The following is a 25598-nucleotide window of genomic DNA, read 5'->3' on the forward strand; positions in this document are numbered from 1 at the left end:
TGAGAAAAAATGTTGGCCTGGGTAAAACCAAAGGTTTTGAGCATTTTATCAGGTTGCCCTTGTGGGGCTTTTATAAAACGTATAAAATAGGTACATCCCGTCCAATCTGGACGGCTCACTGTAAGACCGGGAGGGAAATAACGATGAGCGAAAATAACGAACCGAAAAAGGTCAGTTTGCAGGATGCTATACGCCAAAAACTGGCGCAAAAGAAAGAACAAGCAAATTCTGGTAACCAATCCAGCGCCTACTTTGAAGGCGGACCTAAAGCGATGAAGAGTCAAAACAACAAAAAGCCTAACAACCAACGTCGCCGTACTGGTGGATCTTAGGTCTTAAAGCCGCCGAGAAACCATTGAATTACAAAAAGAACCGCAAGCCCTCTTCACAGAGGCTTGCGGTTCTTTGGTGTTCCTATAATCATGTGCCGCAGATGATGCTTAGATTAAGCTTCTACCGGATACATTTTATTGCGCAGTTCTTTAATTTCATCACTTTCCAGATATTCGTCATAGCTCATTTGGCGATCGATGATGCCTGTTGGCGTAATTTCGATAATCCGGTTAGCAATCGTTTGGATGAACTGATGGTCATGGGATGTAAACAGCATTGTGCCGTCAAAGTCAATCATACCGTTATTCAGTGCTGTGATGGATTCAAGATCCAAGTGGTTCGTTGGCTCATCCAGAATCAGTGCGTTTGCACCTGTCTGCATCATTTTCGCCAGCATACAACGAACCTTCTCCCCCCCGGAGAGTACGCTAGCCTTCTTCTGGGACTCCTCACCGGAGAACAGCATACGGCCCAAGAATCCACGCAGATACGTTTCATCCTGATCTTTCGAATACTGACGGAGCCAATCCACGAGAGTGATGTCTACACCGTCAAAATACTGAGAGTTGTCTTTCGGGAAATAAGCCTGAGTCGTAGTTATACCCCAAGTATATTCGCCGCTATCTGCTTCGGTTTCACCCATGAGAATATCAAATAACAGTGATTTGGCATTTCCGTTCGGGCCAACAAATGCAATTTTGTCACCTTTGTTCACCACAAAGCTCACATCATTCAACATTTTCACACCATCGATGGATTTGTCAATACGATCTACCGTCAGCAATTGTTTACCTGCTTCACGTTCAGGCTTGAAGTTGATAAACGGGTATTTACGGTTGGATGGACGAAGGTCATCCAATGTGATTTTGTCGAGTGTTTTCTTCCGGGAAGTCGCCTGTTTGGACTTCGAAGCGTTCGCAGAGAAACGTTGAATAAAGGCTTGCAGCTCTTTAATCTTCTCTTCTTTTTTCTTGTTGGCATCCCGCTGCAGAGCAAGTGCCAATTGGCTGGACTCATACCAGAAGTCATAGTTACCTACGTACATCTGGATTTTACCGAAGTCAATATCTGCGATATGCGTACATACCTTGTTCAGGAAGTGACGGTCATGGGATACCACAATAACGGTACCTTCATAATCCATCAGGAAGTTCTCCAGCCATTGAATGGATTCGAGATCCAAGTGGTTGGTAGGCTCATCGAGCAACAGGTTGTTTGGACGGCCAAACAACGCTTGTGCCAGCAATACACGGACTTTTTCGTTTCCGCTCAGCTCTATCATTTTTTTGTCATGCATGTCACGAACAATGCCAAGACCGATCAGGAGCGCCGCTGCATCTGGTTCAGCATCCCAGCCGTTTTGCTCAGCGAATTCCCCTTCAAGCTCACCTGCACGCAAACCGTCTTCTTCTGTGAAGTCTGCCTTCGCATACAAAGCATCCTTCTCTTTCATGATGGAATACAGACGACTATGACCCATAATTACCGTTTCGAGAACCGGATACTCATCATATTCAAAGTGGTTTTGCTTCAAAACGGCCATACGTTCGCCCGGGGTGATGTGCACCTCTCCCGAGTTGGCTTCAATCTCACCAGACAAAATTTTCAAGAATGTTGATTTGCCGGCTCCGTTGGCGCCGATCAGGCCGTAACAGTTCCCTGGCGTGAATTTGATATTTACATCTTCAAAAAGTGCACGTTTTCCGTAGCGGAGCGTGATGCCGCTTGTACTGATCATTAAGCATACCATCCTTTATTGGTTAATCTGCATACTGCATGAATAGCAAGTTGCGTAAATCATGGATTCAATATCCCGATGCCTATTCTGGCACCATATTATAACACAAAAAAGCGGCAAATTCGAAAATTGGCCGCTTTTTACTTATTAAAGATTTGGTAAATGTACTGTTCATGCAGGCATACCCCTACATTAACATATTTGGCTCACTTTTGTTAGCCCTGTTTACCTTCCTCGTGGTGAATGCGGAGTGTTTCGCCATGACCAAGCACCCGAATCCGCTCTTTACCAATGCCTAAACGTTCACGTTCAACTTCCAGCCGATCCAGCGCTTCCTTGGGCGTATCATCCGCCAGCTTGAATGTGCCGTAATGCATTGGCACCATGAGCTGTGAGCCGGATTCAACGAACCCCTGCAGCGCTTCTTCGGGTGTCACATGCTGAGAAGTCATGAACCATTCCGGATCGTAGGCACCGATGGGCATCAGGGTAACACCAATGTCAAAGCGTTCTCCAATCGTTTTGAAACCCTGGAAGTAACCTGTATCACCCACAAAATACAACACAGGCGGACCGCCTGATGTTTTGAATGTTTCGTTCTTCCCTGATTCCGTGGATGATTCATCCTGATTGCTCGTTGTTGCAACACTTTCCGTTGCTGAAGTCGTTGCCGAATGATTCGATTCCAATACATAACCGCCCCAATGGGACGTATTGGTGTCAAACAACGTTCGGCGCGTCCAGTGCTGTGCAGGAACAAAAGTTATTTTGACTCCGCCAAGTGTCATATGATCCCACCATTTCATCTCCTGGCATCGATGAAATCCTTTGCGAATCATCTTGCGCTTCAGACCATCGGGTACGATGAGCAACGTCTTGGCTGTAATCAGCTTACGCAAGGAAGCCAGATGCAGATGATCATAGTGGGAATGGGATATCAGAATCACATCCAACGGTGGAATATCCTGAATCGGAATGCCGGGGGCACCGAGCCTGCGTTGAAATCCCATTTTTTCGGCCCACACCGGGTCAGTCACGATGTTTAATCCATAATATTGAATGAAAAACGTGGAGTGACCAATCCAGGTAATACTTGTGTCATCCCGGTTGGCATGCAGATAATCCAGTTCAGGCGGGTGTTTGGGCACGGTGTAGGAGTAGTCCTTCACTTTGCTCCGCCGTTGCTCCCTCCATTGTTTGAATTCCTTCAGCGTTTTGTCCGTACTTACATTATCGATATTGTTATAACGGATTTTCGGCATGAAAGGGCCCTCCTCCCTTCCTCATTTCTTAACAACAGATTACCCCAAACGGGAATGGACGTACCAACCAATCAATCCTTTGGGTTCTTATATACGGCCAGATATACAAACAGAAAGACAATAGCAGCCGCAATGATCAGTGGAGGGGCGTACATAATGGTGAATGTCTCAAAAAAGCTCAATCCGGTTATACCGGGTATCCCCGTGACTCCCTCAGTAGTGACCATGAACAGACTCATCCTTTCTTTTTACCAGAATTACCGCGCACATAATTGGCATCAAACAGGAACAGCTTCATAATCAGCACAAGCGAAGGAATGAGCACGAGTAACCCCAGACTAAACGCTGTAATGAGCGCAATCCCCATCGTGCGATTCGTAAAGCCGTCGTAAATATTGATGTAAGGATACAGAATGTACGGAAGGTGGGATCGCCCGTAACCATACCAGGCAAAGGCAAACTGAAGCATGACAGCAACAAAACACCAACCCAGATATTTACTTTTCCACACCAGCGACACGGCAATGACAAAACAAATAAACGAAGCGATGAACATCCACGAAATATTCACCATCTGCTCAAAGTGTGCGGGATTCTGTTTGTTAATCTGCAGAAAAGCCAGAAAGCTTGCAAAAATGGTAGGCAAACTCCAGAGCAGCGCGTACTCTCGAAGCACCTCATATGCTGGCTCATCCCCCGCCCGTTTTGCATAATAGGAAAGAAACATCGCCGAGATGTACAGCACACTAACCAGTGCAAGCAAAACAACCGACCAGGTATAGGGATTCGTCAAAAATTCACGCCAGCGAAAAAACACCTGATCGCCCACCTCTTCAATGATCCCGCCTTCGGATATTGCCAAAATGGTGGAGAACACGGCTGGAATCAGCAATCCCGTCGCCCCGTACAATGCCATATAGATCCGGCTGTTCTGCCCATGATTGCCATAGGTATTGTAGGCGTAATACACGCCCCGGATCGCAAGCAGTACAATGGCCAGGGAACCCGGAACCAGCAAAGCCGTCCCGTAATAAAAGGCGCTGTCCGGATAAAACCCGACCAGTCCGACCACAAAAAAGATCAAAAACACATTCGTCACTTCCCACACGGGAGACAGGTAGCGCTGAATGATGTTATGAATTTTGTTCTCATGCCCGGTCAAAATGCTATAAAAGCTGAAGAACCCGGCGCCAAAATCAATCGACGCAACGATCAAGTAACCGAACAAAAACGTCCACAATATTGCGATGCCTGCAATTTCGAAACTCAATGCACGATCCCTCCTTCAAGCCCCAGAGACTCTAGTTCCTTCTCTGCTTCCTTGTTGCGGAACAGCTTGCTGAGTACCCGAATGCACGAGAAACACAGGATCAGATACAGCAAGATGAACAACACTAACATCCATCCTACCGAAGTTGACGTCGTGGCCGCTTCCGCCACCTTCATATATCCGCGTAAGATCCAAGGCTGCCTGCCCACTTCAGCGAACATCCACCCCAACTCGATCGCAATCATGGCCAGAGGCCCCAGCAAGACGATGCCAAGCAACAGCCATTTGGGGTATGGCTTACGCCCTGGCAACCAGCGCCGCAATACATATAACACAGGAATCATCAGGATGATTACTCCCGTTGTGACCTTCAGGTCGAACATATAATGAATGGACAGTGGTGGCCTCAGATCCGCCGGAAATTCTTCGAGACCTTTCACTTCCGTATCGGGACGATTCCCCGCCAAAATGCTAAGTGCATAGGGAATCTCAATCGCGTATTTCACTTCATTGTTCTCATCCAAAATCCCCCCATAAACGAGCGGTGCCTCTTTCATCGTCTTGAAATGCCATTCTGCGGCAGCCAACTTCTCCGGCTGATATTTCGCAAGAAATTTACCGGAGGAATCGCCGATCATGACGGTACTAATGGCAAATACGAGCGCAGATACCGTCGTGAGTTTCAGTGCTTTTTTGTAATACACATGATCCCGTCCCCGAAGCAAACTGAAGGCGGCTATCCCCGCCAGGATACCTGCACTCAAGGTGTAGGATGAGGCGAGTACATGGGACACTTTGGTTGGCGTTGCCGGATTCAACATGGCAGCAATCGGATGAATGTCTTTCATGATGCCATTAATCAGGGTAAATCCCTGAGGCTGGTTCATGAAGGAGTTCACCGTTGTAATAAAAATCGCAGATGCAGATGAGCCGAGAGCTACCGGAATCAACAGCAGCATATGCGTATATTTCTTTTTGAAACGATCCCACGTATAGAGGTAAATTCCAAGAAAGATCGCCTCTATAAAAAAGGCAAACGTCTCCATGAACAGCGGCAGGGCGATTGCCTGCCCCGCTACCCGCATAAACATCGGCCACAGCAGACTGAGCTGTAATCCGATCGAGGTGCCTGTAACAACGCCCACGGCAACGGTGATGACAAAACCTCGTGCCCACCGGCGTGCCAGCAAGGTGTAATGCATATCATTGGTTCGGAGTCCTCGCCACTCGGCCAAGGCAATCATAAGTGGAACACCTACACCAATAGAGGCAAAAATAATGTGTACAAACAGGGTAAGGCCGGTTAGTATCCGGCTGAGCAAAACAGGGTCCAGGGATGACATGGTTACACTCCTCTTTCACATAATCGTTATGTACGACAGCAGTTACTCTGCTTGAACGTGTATCTCAATAACTCATGATTCGGATGATGCTCTTCACAACGGCATACAGCACAACCACAGCTGCAACCAGACAGACGATAATGAGTGTTTTCTCTTGTTTACGGAACATATACCTGCCGTCCTCCTTTTGCATGGGATGCAAATTATGGCTCTATAGACAGTTTGCAAAAGAAGTTGTTTTTTTATCCGGGGAAATTGAAAAACAAAAAAAGCCTTTCCCCTTATCACGCTCACGCGCTGAAGGGCAAAGGCTCTATTCGTAGGTCTCGTACATAAACTTGGTTCATAAAAAAAGTGAAATACATTTCTTCATCCAATCTTAAATTCACACCAATACGTCCTGCTTGGGCAGTCTGACCTTGAACGTACTTCCTTTGTCCGGTGCAGATATAAAAGTCAGCGTACCCTTGTGATCCTCTACAATTTTACGGGAAATGTACAACCCAATTCCTGTTCCACCAATCTGCCGATGATCCGAATTATCGACCCGATAGAATTTATTAAACAGCATGTCCTTCTCTTGCTCCGCAATACCTATTCCGTAATCACGCACATCAAGACATAACCATTCCTCTTCTTCCCATAACGTAATATCAATACGATCGGCTCCCGGAGAATACTTAACTGCATTGCCCACCAGATTATGCAGAACCTGAACCATCCTGTTCTGGTCCGCATAAGCAAAGAAGTCTCCATTAAACGTATGCACGTAGATACGTTGGGCAGACTTCATATTCCACTGTTCGGCAACCCCTTCTACCAACTCCACCAGCGGTACATACGTCATGTGATAAGTCATACCTTCGTTGTCGAGGCGCTGAATATCGAGTACATCATCGAGCAAACTGCTCAGCCGCTTGCCCTCCGAAGAGATGGTCTGCATGAATTCCCGCTGTTGAGCTGCCGGAAGGTCATACATCATCATAAGTTCCACATATCCCATAATGGTGGCTACAGGCGTTCGAAGCTCATGAGATACCACACTGATCAGCTCATTTTTCATCCGATCCAGCCGTTCTTCTCCTGTTCGGTCACGGAACACCAGCAGAAACCCATGGTTTTTACCGGGGACATCCATCTGCTTCATGTACAAGGAAAATACACTTTTATCCACATTATTGAATATAAATTCGGTCTCGATAAACGCCGTTTCTCCATTCAGGAATGCTCTCGTCTGTTCCATCAGATTGAAGTTGTCCGTTAATACCATCGTATCAATCGCCTGCGCCAAATCCTCAATGGATCTGCCCATAAAATCACCCAAACCAAACATCTCTTCTATCCTTCGATTGACGATGGTTATGGTACCTGATCGATCAGACATCACGAGCCCTTCTCGTACGGATTCAATAAATTGCTCACTGATATCTCGCTGTTCCTGGATGGCAATCTTCTCATTGAACAACTCCGAGTTCAGCTTCTCCAGCGCAAGGGCATGACGTACACGATCTTCTTCTGCTCTGGTCCGCTCCGTAATATCCTTAATAAACAGGTTATATAATGTCTCATTTTTGCCCAACTGGATCTCAACAATTTTGTACTCAATCGGAAATACGGAACCATCCCGTCGGATACCTGAAATTTCTTCAACGATGGTGTATCTTTTACCTTCAACATATTCAAATCGCTCCAGCAAATTCTTGATCTCCTTGCAGCTGGCCCCTTGAAAAAGAGATGGCGCTTCCTTGTGCAGGATCACTTCTTCCCGACGCAATCCAAACATTCTTTCAGCCTCCGGATTAAACTCAACGATCAGCCCATTGGAGTCCACAGCGATAATCGCATCAATAGAGGATTCAATAATGGCACGTTTGACCTCTTCACTATTCTTGAGTTCCTTGGTACGCTCGATAACCCTGTCCTCCAGCGTTAACTTGTCGTGACGAATCTGTTCGAATTGTTCCAGCAGCACATCGGCCATTTTGCGCAAATTACCAATCAGGATCTGTACTTCGGTTACATGGCTGGTTGGCCACTCCATCTTCCCATTTCGAAACAGCAGTCTCGGAAGAGAGCCTGTCATTCGGGTCAGTCTTAACAGCGGGCTAACAACCTTACTGCTGAGAGGAGCCGCTACGATCATGGAAGCCACGATGATGATGAACAGGGATTGCAGCGTGGTCAGATAAATGGATTCGATTCGGGGGTAATACTCGGACGAGTCAGTCACAATGAATACCCGATAAGGTGTTAACCTTGTCATTTCTGCTTCATAGATAAAAGAGGCTTGTTTCCAATGATTCAATACATCGCTGTAATGGATATTTGCGGAACTTAACAGAATGAGGTTATCCCTCGACTTCAGAAGACGGAATCTGTCCATGTCCAGATACTCGCCCACCTGTAGTGTATTCAAACCAGAAGCGACGACTGTATCATTGCGATTCAGCAGAATCACATTCACACCCAGTAGATGATGATAACGCGCCATATTCTGATCCATATTCTCAGAGGTAACGTACTCTTCATCAAGATCCTGAACAACCGCAGTTGCTGCATATTTCATATCACGTAATATGGCATCATTCATTTGCCCCAATTGTCTGCGGCTATCTGCGGATAACAGTACGAGAGAAACAAATACCACAAAGGCGACTACGTATTTAAACGCAATTCTTGTTAGTGGAATGGTTCCCATGCGTTTTGATTTGTGTTCACCCGTGGTGATCCAAAAATCAACTACAATTCCCGCAATCAGCGCATTCACCATACCAATCACAGCAATATACATATACTCATACTTCAAATCGTCTATATTTAGACCCAACATAAAATGCCCGCCATAGATAACAGGAAGTAACATCACTACCCAAAAGACAGCATCAGCCTTGATTAAGCTGCCATTCTTCCAGCGGATCTGCCAACCGAGCATCCAAATTAATTCCATGAAGTGGGCAAGCATGACAGTTAAATTGTGCGGCACAAAGCCGACAAAGACGGTATTCAGGAGATAGATAACTGTAAGGGTGACAAATCCATAGATGGCCCCATGCAAACGAAGAGCAATGAGTGCTGCCGCGCTACCAATCATAAACTGTACACCATAGAATAAAGTAAACGGAAAAATAGTGCTTAATGAGCCCAGAATGATCAGAATGCTGGTCCCAATCCAGGGTATTCTCAGCTTCAACACGACCCAATCTAGCATAAGTCTTACCTTTATACGATCCATAAGCAATTGCCCTCATGGACCATTTTTTCTTCTGTTTTCAACAACAACGTTGGTTCCCCCTATAAACTTAAGCGGATACAATATTACTTTTTTCCCCTTAACTCGTTCTGATCCATTATACTGTAATTAGTACTTGGTGTAGCTTTGGGAAATTCTGATTGATCGGCAACCAAACTACATTCATGCTAGAATATTGAAGTTCATTCAAAAAGCGTATTCTTTCTCTACATATACATCCTATATTTTGGGATAGAAACATTAAAAAATTTGCGGTATTTATTCGCAATTCACCTTGTTTTTTTAGCATTTTCTTAACATATTATTTTCACCAGGAGTGTGACCCTATGACTATCAAAGTACTTCTTATAGAAGATGAGAAAAATCTGGCCGACATGATTGCTTTCTTTCTTGAGGAGGAAGGATACATCACTGAACGGGTTCATCATGCCCGCGAGGCACTTCAACTGTTTCCACAATTCCAGCCGGATATTGTTGTAACGGATCTCATGCTTCCTGAAATGGATGGAAATGATCTCGTAGAAGCCTTTCGCCAGCACTCCACTGTGCCCATTCTGATGATCTCGGCAAGCACCATGCTGAATGATCGACTTCGTGCATTGCATAACGGTGCGGATGACTTTCTGTGCAAACCATTTAGTTTGAAAGAGTTGGATGCCCGGATTAAAGCACTCCTGCGAAGATCAATCATTTCCTATAAGGATAAACCGGTAAAAGAAGATAAGCAGGCAGAGGTTACTGGACATGTGAATGTGAATGAATACAGGAGAACTCTGTTTGTGGATGGCGTTGAAATCGAGGTCACTCATATTGAATTTGAGATTATGAAGGAATTGTACCGAAATCCGGGCAAAGTGTTCACCCGCAATGAATTGATGGATCGGATCAAAGGCTCCGAACGCGCCTATCTGGATCGTACTATTGATGTTCATATCTCAAGTCTGCGTAAAAAAATTGAGCCTGACCCCAAGAACCCACGTTATATTAAGACGGTTTGGGGAACAGGCTATAAATATGTGATCTAATACGATCGTAACGATTAAACAGTTAAACACTTTTGGCCATATCCCTCTTTTATCTCATGGATAAGATGGGTGGTATGGCTATTTTTGAGTTATGGATAGACGAAGAATGAAACCAATTTTCCATATCCTTGATTAGTTGATTCGGGTCTTGCTCATTCCAGAGAACCATCTTCATCTCACCCGTACCTGTAATTTCTTGCAGGTGACGCTTACGAATAAGGGATTGGAAATCCGTAATGACTAGTAACGGAAGTTGTGGCATAAAAGCCCGAATGGCATTTGCTGCTGACACCGCTTCTTCGGCAACCTGATAATCAACAATACAATAACGGGCATTTTCCCAACTTCCCCGATGTGTTTCTATCGCAGAACCAGATGTTGAGTCCTCAATCCAGTTCGTGAACAATTGAATAATATTCTCATATGCAATACGACGTTTTCCATCCGAGAGCACGGTAATGGGTTCCATAGGTATACCTCCAGTTGATTCTTATCTTTATTGTGCCAATTTTCGTTTAAAAATGTTTGTGCGTGAACATGAAAGAAGTGTTAACAAATTTCGCACTTCTTCACATTAAGTGTTAGACACGTCCACTTCACTTCTGGATGATTTCGCAGATTCCACACATTGATGTAAAATAGAGAAATACCCGTGTGATTTAATTTACGGGAAGTTAAAGATGAATCTGGTACTATAGGAGGTTACATTGATGAATATTGTTTCCATTGAACCAACACCGAGTCCAAATACGATGATGTTACATCTCGATGAACGTCTGGAGGACGGAATTCGCAAAACATATACACTGGACAACGAACGATCTGCTCCGGCGTTCATTCGCCAGATGCTTCATATTCCCGGTGTAAAGAGTGTGTTCCACACAACAGACTTTGTCGCACTTGATCGTAAAGGGAATGCCGACTGGTCCGTTATCTTGGGTGAAGTCCAAAATCGCCTTGGACAGCACGGCATCGATCTGGACTGGATTGAATCCGAAGATGGTTCAGGCGAGCACTTCGGAGAAGCACAGGTATTTGTACAATTCTTCCGAGGTGTACCGATGCAAATTAGGGTCAAGGCCGGGGTCAAGGAAGAACGAATTTCGTTGTCAGACCGCTTTGTCAAAGCCGTAACAGAAGTCGCCAGTGCAACGATGATCAAAGAACGTAAACTGAGTGATTACGGTGTTCGATATGGTGAATTGCCTGATATTGCACGTGAAGTCGAGCAGGAATTGGAAGCAGCTTACCCGCCGGAACGGCTGGAGCAAGTCATTAAACAGGCCATTGAACATGGTACCAAATCCGAAGAGTTCGTCGAGCGCCGCCGTGAATTGGATGGAGCCGAACTTGAAGAGGCTCTGCGAAACGAAGACTGGAATGTTCGCTATGCGGCATTTGACAGCATGGAGCCTACGGCAGAAAGACTGTCTCTCGTAGCCCATGCCTTGCATGACAACAAAATGCAGATACGTCGCTTGGCTGTCGTATACCTGGGTGACATTCGTACACCGGAAGCGATGGAATTGCTGTATGAAGCACTTCAGGACAGTTCTCCTGCGGTACGCCGGACTGCCGGGGATACCTTGTCGGATATCGGTGATCCTGCCGCCACTCCAGCCATGACAGCTACGTTATCCGATAAAAGTAAACTTGTACGCTGGCGTGCAGCACGTTTTCTCTATGAGGTCGGAACTGAAGAAGCAGAGCAAGCGTTGCGCGTTGCAGCCGATGATCCTGAATTTGAAGTCAGCCTGCAGGCCAAGATGGCTCTGGAGCGGATCGAATCGGGCGAACAGGCTGCTGGAACGGTATGGCAGCAGATGGCTGGCCGTAACAAAAAAGAGGAATAGTCGTCTCTCAGACCTCACATCCAACAATTGTTATTGCACTGGAAAACCATGCGCGTTATACTGATTGTCTGTTTACTAAACAGGACACACGGTGTTAAGTTGTGTTGTTCATAATTTCATAGACAATAGATACACCTCATCCATTGATGGTGAGGTAGAGGTCGCGGGTGCGATCAGTACGCTGATGGAGGCGCTAAGGAGCCGCTTATGAGATCAGCCGAAAGGTGTACCCGCCGAAGCTCGCTGGACGTTCCTTATACGGTCCAGCGAGCTGGGGCTGCTGTCGAAAGGCGCAGAACTGTCACGGAAGTACATTTCCTTTATATAAAGGTATGAATTCTTCTGTGTTGAGCTATCTTAATCATCTGGGACATGGTGCGGACATTGAAATATTAAAGACCGCAGGCTGATGCCTGTGGTCTTTTTGTTTATGAATTCAGGTATCGCAAACATCAGTATATCGAATGAAGGAGTGTTTCCATGCAAGACCGCAGTAACCCAACAACAACTGGACCTTCCCTGAAAAAAGGATTACGCGCACGCCATATGACGATGATCGCCCTCGGTGGCTCAATTGGTACCGGGCTGTTTCTCGCAAGTGGTACCGCCATCTCAACCGCAGGCCCTGGTGGAGCATTAATTGCCTATGTGGCCGTTGGCATCATGGTTTATTTCCTAATGACCAGCCTTGGTGAGCTTGCTACCTTTATGCCGGACTCCGGTTCATTTAATACGTATGCCGCACGTTTTGTCGATCCTGCTCTCGGGTTCGCCATGGGCTGGAACTTTTGGTACAACTGGGCGGTAACCATTGCAGCAGAGCTTGCTGCCGCTACTGTACTCATTAAATACTGGTTCCCCGACAGTTCATCCATGTTATGGAGCTTATTGTTCCTCGTGCTGATCTTTTCCTTGAACGTGTTGTCTGTTAAAGGCTATGGAGAGTCCGAGTACTGGTTCGCCATTATCAAAGTCGCTACTGTGATCATCTTCCTGGCCGTTGGTGTGCTCATGATCTTTGGTATTATGGGCGGAGAAGCGGTTGGTTTCAGTAACTTCACCATCGGTGATGCGCCCATCCATGGCGGATTCTTCGCTGTACTTGGTGTGTTCATGGCTGCTGGATTCTCATTCCAAGGTACCGAGCTTATCGGGGTAGCCGCCGGTGAAAGTGAAAACCCGCGCGAAAATGTACCTCGTGCAATTCGTCAGGTATTCTGGCGCATTCTGATTTTTTACATCTTGGCGATTACCGTGATCAGTCTGATCATCCCGTATACGCATCCGAATCTGCTCAAAGGTAACCTGGAAAATATCGGTGTCAGCCCGTTCACACTGGTGTTTGAGAAAGCTGGCCTCGCCATTGCGGCTTCCGTCATGAATGCCGTTATTTTAACCTCTGTACTCTCTGCCGGTAACTCAGGCATGTACGCTTCGAGCCGTGTTCTCTATGCCCTTGCCCGTGACGGTAAAGCCCCTCGTTTCCTCGGCAAGCTGAATAAAAAAGGAATTCCAATGAATGCACTTTTGCTTACAACAGCCGTTGGTATGTTGGCATTCCTTGCCTCCCTGTTCGGTGATGGGATTGTGTACACCTGGTTGCTGAATGCATCCGGGATGTGCGGATTTATCACTTGGCTGGGTATCGCTATCAGTCATTATCGCTTCCGTCGTGCATACGTTGCACAAGGCAGGGATCTGAGCGATCTGCCATACCGTGCACGCTGGTTCCCGTTTGGGCCGATCTTTGCTTTTGTCCTGTGTATCATCGTGATCATCGGACAGAACTACCAGGCATTCACGGGTGATCAGATCGACTGGAGTGGAGCCATCGTTGCCTACTTGAGCGTACCCCTGTTCCTGGTGTTGTGGCTCGGTTACAAATGGATCAAAAAGACCAAAGTGGTGCCGCTGCAGGAATGTGATTTCACACCTACCGATTCACCAACTGGTAAGCACTAACGAAGCAATATTTACACTTGCCACTTCGATGACAGAATAACCTTCCGATCGCTGTTATCCCCAGATTTTTTGATTCACTTTTACAAAGGTGAAAATCTGGTGATAAAGGCGCAGCGTATGCTTACGAAGTAGCTTTCTTGCAGAAAGCTTTTAGCTTCGCTTCTTCACGTTATTTCTGTCCTCTACGTTCTCATGTAAATGGTTAGTTCAGCTTATACAGCTGATACGATTTAACTTCATATTAAAAAAACCTCCCCTTGGCGTTGCAGTTTTCCTACTGTAGTGAAACGGGGAGGTTTTGTTTTGGGTCTACTCTTTCCCTGATCAATTCCTGTACGTCCTTTCGTCCTGTCCATATTTTGTATAGGTCGGTAAGTAAAATAGAGAAAGGTATACTATTTTTCTTGGACAATGGGAGTTGGTGTATAATGAAAAAATTCTCTATTCTGCTCGTTCTATTGGGCATCCTGATCATCAGCTTTCCTTTCCTGCGGGAAACGTATTATGACTGGCAGCAAACCCGTGTCATGAACGATCTGGAGCAATTGCAAAACGGCTTGTCTAAGCTTAATCACTCCTTCGAACAAGGCATACAGGATGCAGTTTCTGCCGAGCCGACTACTGACAATACAGGTACAGTGCAAGAGGTCTCATCGGATACGTTGGGGGTGTTATCGATTGACAAGATTGATGTCCGCTTACCGATTCTAGAGGGTGCAACGGAAGCCAACATGAAGGTAGCTGCAACCCATCTTGTTGAAACCACCCGTATCGGGAACAAAGGTAATGCTGCCATAGCGGCTCATCGCGCCTACAAAAAAGGACGGCTGTTCAATCGTCTGGGAGAACTCCAGATTGGTGATTCTATGGAAGTCACCCTGGCAGATCGAACGATTATCCAATACAAGGTAGATCAGATATCCGTTGTGGAGCCAACTGACTTATCTGTGCTGGAGGATCCCGGGCTTGGACAGGTCCTTACCTTGATTACCTGTGATCCACTCGTCAATCCAACACATCGCCTAATTGTAAGAGCTATTGCAGTGTAACCAAATGTTACGGGGACCTGATCCTCCCTAAAAATCACCAAAAAATACCCTCTAGCATATTCACACGTCGACGCTAAGTCTTCGTAGTGATTGCTAGAGGGTATTTCTATCTACACACGATGAATTTTAGATACTGCGTGTTTCGATCTAGCGATGAAGCTGTTGTCTGCGGCGGAAGTACATGAATCCCGCGCTACCTAGCGCCATCAGCATCATGCCCACAGCAGTGTAAGCCATTGTGCTCTCTTCACCTGTTTGTGGCAGCATTCCCTGAGATCCAGAATTTCCGTTTGGCTGTGATGCGGAATTTCCATTGCCCTGTGATCCATCTGTATCCGTTCCAGCAGGAGGTGCAAGTGCACCATCCCCATCAGGTGCATCTGTATCCCCAACTGGAGGTGCAGTATCGTCACCGTTGGAATCGCCTGGTGTCGGTGTCACTACCCCGGAATCTTCATCTGTCGGACTTTCGCTTCCTCCCCCAGACTCTGTAGGTTCAGTTACAACCGTGCCTGGAACCGACGGATTTGGTTTTCCTGGTTCCGGAGTTACTGGTTTCTCTGGATCTGGTGTTACACCCGTAGTAGGTGTTCCCGGATTATAAGGTCCACTAGACCCACCACCCGATACCGGGATAGCCTGATTCGTTTTTTCCACAACTACAGCTTCGGTTTGTATGTTCGTAATTTCGAATGGTACTGGTGTTGTTTCCAACATGTACCCGTTAGGCGCTTTTATTTCAACCAACTGATATTTATTGATATCCAAGCCTTCAAGTACAATTTCACCTTGTTGATTGGTTGTCAGTGAAGCTTCATCTAGACCTGTTACCTTGTGGAATTCCCAATTCCCATTTGCATCCATCAATGCAGTTTGAGCTCGTAATTCAAATACAGCTCCTTGAAGGTGCTGAGTTCGGCCCGCATTGGTTTTAATCAATTTAACAGAACGATCATTTTTTTTATTTTCAATGGTTATTTGAGTTTCCGGTTTGATAATAGATACAAGGGTCTCCGGCTGTTCAATAACAAAGCCTTCTGCCTTGGTCTCTACCAATGTATATGAACCATAGTCCAAACCATCGAATTCAATGACCCCATTTAGGTCGGTTACTTTTGTATCGATGACAATGTTGGAACGATCACGCAATTCGAATTCAATTCCGCTTAATACGGACTTATCCTTGGCATTTACTTTGGTAACGACAAGTTTACCACCTGCACCCATTGCATTAGACTTCGTCAATGTAATACTCTCCGTCTGATTCTCTACAATCGTAAACGGAATTGGTGTAGCATCCAATTGATAAAACTCAGGTGCCACGACTTCTACCAGCTCATAATCCCCTGGCGACAGTCCACCTTTGGCGATCTTTCCATCTTCCCCTGTCGTTAACTCATCGATTTTCTCTCGCGTTGCGCCGTCCTTGGAGTACAATTCGAAAGTTGCACCCTTAAGTGTCTTGGAGGAGTCCACCGCATCTACCTTGGTTAATTCAAACCCTTGACGAATCTTTTTATTTTCAATTTCAAAAGCGATATCCGCATCCTTGAATTCAATCGTTTTACCTGAGGCAGAGCCATATTCAGGATCAACCAAATATCCTGCCGGTGCAGATAATTCTTTTAACTTATAAGGTACACCGTTGGTTAGATTGTTTAATCGATAGTTTCTGGAGCTTTCAACCACACCATTCTCGTCCGTTGGTTTCAATGTTTCCAGAAGCGTAGTTCCAGAAGCATTATAGATTGCAAATATTGCCCCCTCCAGCGGAACTCCTGTATCACTGACTTTGTGAATTCTGATTTTGCCCAGACCTGTAGAGGCTCCTCCACCAGCTCCAGCTAAGGAAACTTTGATTCCCGACTGATTACCTTCTCCGATTACCGAGGAAGATTGGCCTGCAAATTCAACCTTATTCTCAATTCGGGCGCCATGATCGGCATTAATATAAGACTGATATTCCAAAATGAATGCGGTATGGATATCTTTCTTGAAGGTGAAGGTAAATGTATTGCCCTCTGCATTCAATTCATAATCAGCCGGATCAACAAGTCCAGCTTTGGTGGATACATTGCCTGAATTGTTGGCAGGTAAATTGGTTGCATATAATTTCAATGAATCAGCCAATAAAATCTGGTTCTCTGACAAGGTATCTGTTAATTGATTACCCGCAGGAATGAAAGATTGACTTGGATTGATATTTACCGTCCATGATGCTTTATCCGTTGTACCTTCTTGCTTGCCTGCTTTGCGCACGTATACACCACCGTTGGCAGGTGTAACACTGGCTGATCTATTAAATCGTATTGCACCACCCTCACCATCCGTCAGAACAGCCTGGTTGGCATATGCGCCTGCGACAGAATATGGTCCATCCAGACTTGTTTGGTACTGAATGCGATAAGCCATTTTGCCCATGTTACCCAGATCCAACACAAAACTTTTACCGTCCGGGTTCAGCTGGAATTGACCAGGTGTGAGCGGAACCTCGCTACCTACAGCAGTAACATTATTGGCTCCCTGCAACTCTAACTCATGAACTTTCAATGAGCTGTCTACGAAAGATTGGTCTCCAGTGTAAGCATCCTTAAGGATTGCGTCCTGAATATCAAACAAATTGTAGTTTACATCGATTGTCCAGGTGATCTTTTTATCTTTGGCGCTATATTCACCCTTTTTGTTACCATTTTGAATCGTGTAGTCCTGCGGTTTGACCGCAGCAGATTTTGTAATCGAAGTCTGTTTTACATCAGACTCTTCCCAATCGATCTTGGCTGAGTTGCGATATTCATCATTCGTTGGCATACCCGCTGTGGGATCAAAGCTTGTCTTATAAGTAATAACATGCTCCGTACTGAGCGTTACGCCGTCTTTCAAGCGAAGTGAGAATCCTTTTTCATACGTTGGATCAGCCGGGTCTGGAGTCAGTTCAAAGTCCTCTTTGTTAACACCACTCACTTGAAGACTACCCGGAATCAGTTTCATATGTCTGCCTTCGTAATTGTCGGTGATGACGATATCCGTCATGTCCTGCAAATCACGGTTCAAAACAATCTGCCATTCGATTTCTTTTGTGTTGAAGTTTTCACTTTTTACACTCTTTGCAAAAATGACTTCCTGAATATCTCTTCGGCCTGTTTTGGAAGTACCATCATACATGTTCACTGTGTTCGTAATGGTGTCGTTTGTATACACACGATGAATAGATTGAGTATCATATTCGATCTCATAGGCCTTTGTAATATCATTCTTAAAATGTAATTTGAAGCCATTATCGAACCCTGTACCCATCGCTTCGAGTGTGTATTCATTTGGATTGATCAGTGTTCTGTTGGAAGCCGCTCCACTTGCATTAATGTCCACTTGATACACTTTGACGGAATTGTTGATCAGTTGCTGTTTTGCCGTATCAAAGCGGTCTTCAATCCATGCATTCGTTTGCATAATTTCTTGCTGATTGTAGTTATATTGTACTTTCCATGTGACCGTCTGTGTCACCGGATCATACGCACTATCTTGCCCTGATTTGTTCAAAGGCTCATTAAAACTCACACGAACTCGGCCAATATCTGTTTCGTTGTGCTCGCTCTGATCTGTTGTAAGCGCAACCTGGTTTTGATACTCCACGTTAGTGAACGGAGCAGTGGTTGGTGCTTTAACACTTGTCGTATAGGTTACACGATAGGCCTTATCTGTATCTCCCAATTGAATTGGAAACTGAGGTTCCGTTTGAACTACTGGGCCTTCTTTAACAGATCCATTCAATTGCACTTCCAATTCGCGAATTTCGATATCGCCCTTGAGCTCTAGCCCTGTTGGGAACGTGTCTGCAAGAACAGCATTTTTCATAGCCTTCTCACCTTGGTTAAAATCTACAGTCCATTTAATTTCATCCGAGTTGAAGTTCTCTTTGTTTGCGCTTCCCGATTTCTTCAACTTATCTACGGCTGTGTTGGCAAAATGTACATCAATGATGCCCTGCCCTACGGAACTAAAGTCTATCTGTTGTTTCAAGCCATCTTCCATCTTGCTCTCATCGAACTTGATCCACACGTAGAAGTTACCTTCCAGCTTCGCATGCTCGATCAGTTCATTAAAGGTAAAGATGATTGTGCCATCTGGATTCACCACATACTCTCCAACACCGCCATCCAGATTACCCTTAAGCTGCGATCCGATGATGAATTTATCGGGCAAGTTAAAGGTGAACGTAGAGCCATCGCTGTAGTTGTGGTTGTCATCTGCAAGTCCCCATGTAAAGACTACAGCCACCTCATCCTGAATGCGTGGTCGAATATCCCCGATTTTATCTCCTTTGACTTCAATCGTGCCATTCCCGTTGTCTTCTGGTGCCTGATTGTACATCTGCACACTGGTAATCAATTGATCTGTAATTACCGGACCTGCAGCTGCCATTGCTAAACTGCTCTGGTTGAGGTTTCCCTCCCCCTCTTCTTCCGGAGTGGCAGCAACGTCAACGTTGTCCACCTCTTCCGAATCTGCCAAACCTTCTTCTGACGCTGTATCGCTGATTGCACTGGCTGGCAAATTAGTTAATTCATCCTGAGCATGCATTGTTGGTGTAAATATCCAACCCTGCATCATTTGCGTGACCAGTAACAGAGCAATGATCACTATGCTCACTTTTTTCCTCATTGTTTGCATATCCTCCTCGTACATAGTGTTGGCATACGCCGAAGATTAGAATAGCAAAGCGACATATACAAAAAATAGACAACACTAAAATCCTCGTTTTTGAACACAAAATTGAACACAAAAAAGGATACTCCTCAATCGGAGCATCCTGTTCAAATGGTTGTTATAGTGTCCAGTTAATTTTGACGCGCAGATCCGTAGTACCTTCCATTTTGGATACATAATAAGATATCGATTTCATGCCAAGTTGGTACAAATCCTGCAAATCTTCAATCAGCCCAGCCTCCGTACCCTTGTACCTGAACGTCAGCGAGGTTCCGCCTTCCTTCAGCTTACTCTGAACCTTGGTCTTCAGCGCAGCATGGCCTTTAACCGCATCCTGTTCATCATACAGGGAATAGTCCAGAGCGTGGTACAGCTTCTGATAAGCGGCTTTTTTGCTATCTCCAGCCTTCACCAGCTTTAATAAAGCTTCTCGATATGGGGCTGGCGCAGCGGGGTACTTGCTTTTGCCTGTCCAGATATGGTCACGTGCCATCTCATCATCACTCAGCAAATAGTAGCTGTGGCTAACCTTACCTTTGCGGTCAGGGGTAGGATCATCCCAGGTGGTGTCCATGTGATACCACTTGCCGTCCAGGCTCACGATATTCCAGGCATGAAGCTGCCCGCCCGCTGTACCTTCCACAATCCGGTTATCGATACCTACTCGCTCCAGCATCCGATATGCCAACAGTGAATATCCCTGACAGACGGTACTGCCTGTAACAAGCCCGTCGTAGGCCGTATATTTCTTCAACGAAGTATCGTAGGAAAGGTTAAGTACAATCCAGTCATGGATGACCTTGACCTTCTCATGATCCGTCATGCTTGGTTTGACGATCTCTTTCAACACGTTTGTGACTTTACGATTCACATAATCGGTCTGCTCCTTGGTCTCCCGGTAGGAGAGAGTCACATGCACCTCGGCCGACACATTGGAGCCTTTATAATTAAATGCATAACTTTTAACGGTGTATTGGATATAGGGGTCACTCTTCATTGCCTCATCGATGGAGGTTTGTAATTGTTTTTTGAGGCCTTTCACATTGCCTTTGTATGTAAAAACAAGTTCCTCCGTTCGCTGTGACATTGCGGTAAGCAAGGTCTGGCGCAAATCTGTTGCCGTGGATATATCTGATGTCCCTGATGCAGCATACAGTTGATCCAGATCAACCGTACGTGGTAATGCTACAGCAATCAGACAGCCTGCCAGCAGTATGGTGATAATTCGTTTCCCGTTCTTACCCATGAAAGGAACCCACCCTTCTTTGCAAAGTTCTCACGCCCTATTGTATCACAAAAGGCTCTGTCGTCATTGTAGTTTTGTCAAAGCAAATCAAAAGAGACCTTCTATGGAAGGTCCCTTTGATCTTTAGTTCATTGAATCACGATTACCCGTTATCTTCATCCTATGTTTCGTTTGGTCACGATATGAGTGATTCCTCGTCTAATACAGGCGATTACCACTCATAAACGTATCTGTCTTACCTTGAAGCTTCGCCAGCCGTTCCAATACCTGTGACGCTTCAGCTACCGTCACTTTACGTGCAGGCATGAATCGTCCTTCAATCGAAGGAAGCAATCCCAGCTTCAGACTCAGGGAGACCGCTCCCTTACTCGTAATGGCACTTGCATCCGCAATGTTGGGAAGATCCGATGGCAACGAATAGAATCCGGCCAGCTTCTCATAGCGTAAAATACGTACGAGCAGCACTGCCAATTCTTCACGTGTCATCTCTTCCTGCGGATTCAAATTCTGTTCAGGGTCCGCTCCGGCAAGCCAGCGCTGATCGATTAATGCCCGAACTGCCTTATAATACGGGCTGTCAGGTGTCACATCAGCGTATAACTTGTCATCTCCGTCCCCACTGTAGTACAGATCCATATTTGGATTAATCGCTCTTGCCAGATAGTTAAACCAATCTCCTCGGGTGATCACACGATCCGGGAATACGCGTCCCTGTTCATCAGCAAGCAATACGCCATGCTGGGTCATATTGCGTAGAGCTGCTTCGGCCACATGACCCAAGATATCCGTAGGTTCAGCCTTGGTTGCAGAGCTTGTGTCCCCGTATAAAAGCTTCCACTCCCCTGTGTTCGCATCCAGCGCTTCATAGTTGCCATAGATCGAATTCTCATCACGTGTAGGCATATAAGCAAGGTTCACCCCCGCTGGGATGACTTGACCACCGTTCATACCATATCCGCCATAACGGGAATATGCGAGGATCAGCTTGAATTCCTCCAGATAGAGTGCCTTGGCCTCTTCATAACTGATGGCTGGCTTAACATCTGCTGGCAGTTGTTCAGGCGTTGCCGCAATACGTGTATAGAACTCGTTAATCGTCCCGTTGTTTAACACCTGTACTTGTGCCGTATCTTCCTTAACCGGAATTCCGTTCAGATAACGCTGGAACAAAAATGTGCGAGCATCATCCACCTCAATCACGTTAGCCAGTCGGAACTGCTCCGTTGCGTCTGGAACTAGCGCAATCACCGTGTCCATCGCCAGTTTCTCAGCCTGCTTCCGGGTTACCAATTTGCCTGCCTTCTCCTCAGCCGGCTTCTCCTGTTCCATCTCCGGTCCCATTCGTTGCATCATCGTATAACTGTAGATCTGCCCGGTAACTGCATCTACCTGTGCTGAGATATCCCGCATGAACATATAGGACATATTGGCACTTCGATCGCTCCAGCTCAGACTCCACACCTGATTGTTCGGACTTGAGTAATATCCCTTGCCCAGCTGGTTATGCTCCAGCTTATATCCCTTGGGAATATCAAAGTTTGTTGCGACGCGATTGGCGGCCTGCTGAACATTTAACCTCGTACCATTGGCCGGGACAAAAGGCGTTACATCACCTTTTAACTTCGTATCCTGCTGCAAAGAATCTTCATCTACAGCTTTACCTGTTAATGTATTAATCCGTTCCAACGTATTGGCTTCAATCGGAATGATACTGATATTTTTTGGTGTATATGCAAGGTAATACTGCTGACCCTGTTTGGAAGATAGACGATCTTTGGCGATATAAGCCAGCTCCACATCGAACTGTTCTTCAAACTGCTGTCTGGCCTTCTCTTCTGAAGCTGCCGGTTTCGATGAGGGATACTTGGCTTCAATAGTACCCCGTGAGTAACCTGTCACCAAACCACTTTCATCCACATTAATGTAGACTGTCTCTGCGTCAGATAACAATCCATCATGTTTTAACTGGTACCCGTATCGATACTCTGTTCTGCCAAACAATGACTCTTGTTCGATGGAAGAATACAGATCTCCAAGCGGAGCATATTCATTGTCCTTAAGACCCGGAATCGCTTGGTACAACAGTGTCACGGCCTTTTCTTCAGCTTGAGCTTTGGTTAACTTCACATCTGATTCCGAGACATGTTTATCCAGGATATCCGACGGCAAATGTACACTTAACACTTCCCCTGTGCCTGCATGTACAGTTCCACTGAATCCCGACGTATGATTACCTTGTGTAATCTGGAACCCGATCTCCCACGCCTTGTAGTCTGGCGGTGGATAGGAATTAGGTGAATCGAATCGTGCAGATGAGATCGTTGCTTTTTTTAATAATGGAAATAATTTCAGTATATTTTCACTGGCTTGCCTGGATGAGATTTTCGCTCCCTCAGGCACGTCATTGCTCGTTGCGTCTAGTTGTTCATTTTCCCCCGTTGTCGCTGCGGTCAACTGCTCTGCTTGCGCGGCTGATGCACTGCCTGCAAAACCTGGTGTTTGCGAAGCAAGCAGCAGTGTTGCCATCGCTGCGGTTGTTGCTTTGGTTGCGAACATTTTCAAACGTAGATTAAACTTCCAATTCAAACTCAAATCTGGACCTCTCCCTTCAATTTCATACAAAGAAGCATAACAAATAACCTCGCATGAATATTGCCAGTCTATTCTATGATACCATAAGCTTCCTTTTTAATCGTCGTTTTCCGGGCAATTTTACAAATGTGAATTTCTGCATATTGCTAGTAACAGCAAAAAAAACGCCAATTACGTTGGCGTTTTATCTGTTAGCCTGCACTCTTATGTAGGCTGAATCTACCTTGTCAACTACTCGCTTTAGACGAATCGTTCAACTTCGCCTGACCTTGGACATGGGTTTTCAAAAATGGAATAACGGTGTCCCAGAAGGTGGGATCTTCCTCAGAACAACTGTGTCCTCCGCTGTTGACCCATAGATGTTCAACAGGCGGATCGGCTTTGGACATAAAATATTCAAGCTCACTCGGGGGAATGAAATTATCTCCCTTGGAGTGCACCATAAGCATCGGCAGTTGCATCCCCCTGCGCCGTTCATTCAGCATCATCACCGGATCACGCTGACGATAAGATTTCAGAGATTCACCCAGTCGCCAGAACCAGATTCTCGGAATTAACTGGGCCAGTGGAAACAAGGGCAGACGCCGGCGTCTCAGCTCTGCACTGACGATTACTTCAAATTGCGATGGCATCGAGTCCGTAATCACTGCTGATACAGGAATTCCCTCCGTCACTGCAAGAATCGTACCCAATCCCCCCAAAGAATGACCAAGCACTCCGATGGCATCCGCATCAATCTCTGGTCGTGCAGTCGTATACTGCAATGCCGCGAGCAGATCATCCCGGAACAGGTAGGCAGATGCAGCACGAACCGGATCACTGGCCCCATGACTACGCACATCATACATAAATAAGGCATATCCAGCTTCCCAGATCGGACGTGCGTAACGAAGAACACGGGAGCGATTGGAGCCCCAGCCATGTGCAATAATAACGAGCGGCCATGGTTTCGGAATGTCGGCACTGGCCGGGATGAACCAGCCATGCACCCGACCTCCCCCACTGTCAAAGGTCACATCCTCAAATGGCATTGGGGGTGTGAGTGTGATTGGAATCTTCTTGGGGGTTTGGCTCTTTACCGCTGCCTTCCATAATCCACCTGCCGTTACTGCGGCCACGGCGAGCATGCCGCCTATCATTGTTTTAGCTTTCACAGGGCATCTCTCCTCTCCGAATTCTGGCATACATCCATCATAAAACAATAGAATGAACGGCACGTTAAGCGACATGGGTTTTTATGATAAAGATTAATCCAACAATTAATCTAAAGGCACCTTCATATATATACCCAAATATACATATCCCTCATCTGACGTTGGAAACCTAGGCTTCAGCTGCTTCCACAAATCTCCGTGCACATGCTGCAATCTGCTCATGATCTCCTGCCACAAGAGCTTCTCGTGGTAAAAGTGCACTTCCCAGACCCACTGCAGCAGCGCCTGCTGCGTAATAATCAGCAATATTCTCCAGTGTGGCACCACCTGTTGCCAGCAGTGGAATATGATTCAGTGGAGCTTTGATCTCCCGCAGATACGGTATACCCAGACTCGCCATCGGAAACAACTTCACAACTCGAGCTCCCGCTTCATGGGCAGCGACAATCTCCGTAGGTGTCATGGCTCCAGGCCAGATCTCGACACCATGTTCTACAGCATATTCAATGACAGACAGATCGACATTGGGAGATACCAGAAATTGTGCTCCTGCAGCGACTGCTTCCTTCGCCATCTGCACATTCAGTACCGTACCCGCTCCAACATAAGCCTTTCCTTCATGCCGCTCACGCCAGTCTGCAATAATATCATGTGCTCCAGGTGTGTTCAGTGTGACTTCCATTAGTCGGATGCCGCCACCTGTCATACCTTGTCCAGCTGTTACTGCCGCTTCGCGGCTTATACCGCGCACAATCGCAACTAGCCTTGACTCCAATAGTACTTCCGTCAAATTCATATCCAGTTCCCCTTGCTTCAT

The 25598-nt window shown here is 46.1% G+C and carries 17 protein-coding genes and 1 riboswitch; of the genes, 5 read left to right on the plus strand and 12 right to left on the minus strand.

Annotated elements, in window-relative coordinates:
* Positions 1 to 143 precede the first annotated feature (143 nt).
* On the plus strand, positions 144 to 332 hold the full coding sequence (locus NST38_RS25865) for a hypothetical protein (protein ID WP_017692261.1): 189 nt from the start codon (positions 144 to 146) through the stop codon (positions 330 to 332).
* A 113-nt stretch (positions 333 to 445) separates the two neighbouring features.
* Here the strand turns inward: NST38_RS25865 and NST38_RS25870 are convergent, their stop codons facing one another.
* The 6 genes from NST38_RS25870 to NST38_RS25895 form a co-directional block, all read right to left on the minus strand.
* Entirely contained in the window at positions 446 to 2071 is a 1626-nt protein-coding gene (locus NST38_RS25870; RefSeq protein WP_076253592.1) for an ABC-F family ATP-binding cassette domain-containing protein, read from the minus strand.
* Between the two features lie 215 nt (positions 2072 to 2286).
* Positions 2287 to 3333 (minus strand): MBL fold metallo-hydrolase, encoded by a 1047-nt coding sequence (locus NST38_RS25875; protein WP_339185720.1) that lies wholly within the window; start codon positions 3331 to 3333, stop codon positions 2287 to 2289.
* A 71-nt stretch (positions 3334 to 3404) separates the two neighbouring features.
* A complete protein-coding gene (gene cydS / locus NST38_RS25880; protein ID WP_155985027.1) occupies positions 3405 to 3560 on the minus strand; it encodes a cytochrome bd oxidase small subunit CydS in 156 nt (51 codons plus the stop codon).
* Between the two features lie 8 nt (positions 3561 to 3568).
* On the minus strand, positions 3569 to 4603 hold the full coding sequence (locus NST38_RS25885) for a cytochrome d ubiquinol oxidase subunit II (RefSeq protein WP_076328904.1): 1035 nt from the start codon (positions 4601 to 4603) through the stop codon (positions 3569 to 3571).
* The gene (locus tag NST38_RS25890; protein WP_036606964.1) at positions 4600 to 5946 is read right to left on the minus strand and encodes a cytochrome ubiquinol oxidase subunit I; all 1347 of its coding nucleotides are present in this window, start codon (positions 5944 to 5946) and stop codon (positions 4600 to 4602) included. Before NST38_RS25890 ends, NST38_RS25885 begins: the two co-directional genes overlap by 4 nt.
* Before the next feature lie 385 nt (positions 5947 to 6331).
* Positions 6332 to 9178, minus strand: coding sequence for a PAS domain-containing sensor histidine kinase (locus tag NST38_RS25895; RefSeq protein WP_341344135.1), 2847 nt, complete (start codon positions 9176 to 9178; stop codon positions 6332 to 6334).
* 344 nt (positions 9179 to 9522) lie between these two features.
* Here NST38_RS25895 and NST38_RS25900 point away from each other — a divergent pair, with 344 nt between their 5' ends.
* Positions 9523 to 10221: a response regulator transcription factor gene (locus tag NST38_RS25900; RefSeq protein WP_036668013.1), complete on the plus strand. Its 699-nt coding sequence runs from the start codon at positions 9523 to 9525 to the stop codon at positions 10219 to 10221.
* Positions 10222 to 10270: 49 nt separating this feature from the next.
* On the opposite strand, the gene NST38_RS25905 is transcribed toward NST38_RS25900, so the two are convergent.
* On the minus strand, positions 10271 to 10690 hold the full coding sequence (locus tag NST38_RS25905) for a hypothetical protein (protein WP_036668014.1): 420 nt from the start codon (positions 10688 to 10690) through the stop codon (positions 10271 to 10273).
* A 241-nt stretch (positions 10691 to 10931) separates the two neighbouring features.
* Here NST38_RS25905 and NST38_RS25910 point away from each other — a divergent pair, with 241 nt between their 5' ends.
* The 3 genes from NST38_RS25910 (at position 10932) to NST38_RS25920 (ending at position 15085) form a co-directional block, all read left to right on the plus strand.
* Positions 10932 to 12074: a virulence factor gene (locus NST38_RS25910; protein WP_036668016.1), complete on the plus strand. Its 1143-nt coding sequence runs from the start codon at positions 10932 to 10934 to the stop codon at positions 12072 to 12074.
* Positions 12075 to 12221: 147 nt separating this feature from the next.
* A riboswitch (Lysine riboswitch) is annotated at positions 12222 to 12437 on the plus strand.
* Positions 12438 to 12554: 117 nt separating this feature from the next.
* A complete protein-coding gene (locus NST38_RS25915) occupies positions 12555 to 14036 on the plus strand; it encodes an amino acid permease (RefSeq protein ID WP_341344136.1) in 1482 nt (493 codons plus the stop codon).
* A gap of 428 nt (positions 14037 to 14464) precedes the next feature.
* A complete protein-coding gene (locus NST38_RS25920) occupies positions 14465 to 15085 on the plus strand; it encodes a class D sortase (RefSeq protein WP_341344137.1) in 621 nt (206 codons plus the stop codon).
* 147 nt (positions 15086 to 15232) lie between these two features.
* On the opposite strand, the gene NST38_RS25925 is transcribed toward NST38_RS25920, so the two are convergent.
* From NST38_RS25925 to NST38_RS25945, 5 genes are all read right to left on the minus strand, one after another.
* Positions 15233 to 19744, minus strand: coding sequence for a collagen binding domain-containing protein (locus tag NST38_RS25925; protein WP_341344138.1), 4512 nt, complete (start codon positions 19742 to 19744; stop codon positions 15233 to 15235).
* A 163-nt stretch (positions 19745 to 19907) separates the two neighbouring features.
* The gene (locus tag NST38_RS25930) at positions 19908 to 21035 is read right to left on the minus strand and encodes a transglutaminase domain-containing protein (protein WP_340387583.1); all 1128 of its coding nucleotides are present in this window, start codon (positions 21033 to 21035) and stop codon (positions 19908 to 19910) included.
* Between the two features lie 198 nt (positions 21036 to 21233).
* Entirely contained in the window at positions 21234 to 23627 is a 2394-nt protein-coding gene (locus tag NST38_RS25935) for an S-layer homology domain-containing protein (protein WP_340387585.1), read from the minus strand.
* 227 nt (positions 23628 to 23854) lie between these two features.
* A complete protein-coding gene (locus NST38_RS25940; protein WP_340387587.1) occupies positions 23855 to 24781 on the minus strand; it encodes an alpha/beta hydrolase in 927 nt (308 codons plus the stop codon).
* A gap of 169 nt (positions 24782 to 24950) precedes the next feature.
* Positions 24951 to 25577, minus strand: a complete 627-nt coding sequence (locus NST38_RS25945) for a bifunctional 4-hydroxy-2-oxoglutarate aldolase/2-dehydro-3-deoxy-phosphogluconate aldolase (RefSeq protein WP_047841586.1) — start codon at positions 25575 to 25577, stop codon at positions 24951 to 24953.
* Positions 25578 to 25598: the final 21 nt, after the last annotated feature.

It is taken from the genome of Paenibacillus sp. FSL H8-0104, assembly GCF_038050215.1.
Taxonomy (GTDB): Bacteria; Bacillota; Bacilli; order Paenibacillales; family Paenibacillaceae; genus Paenibacillus; species Paenibacillus amylolyticus.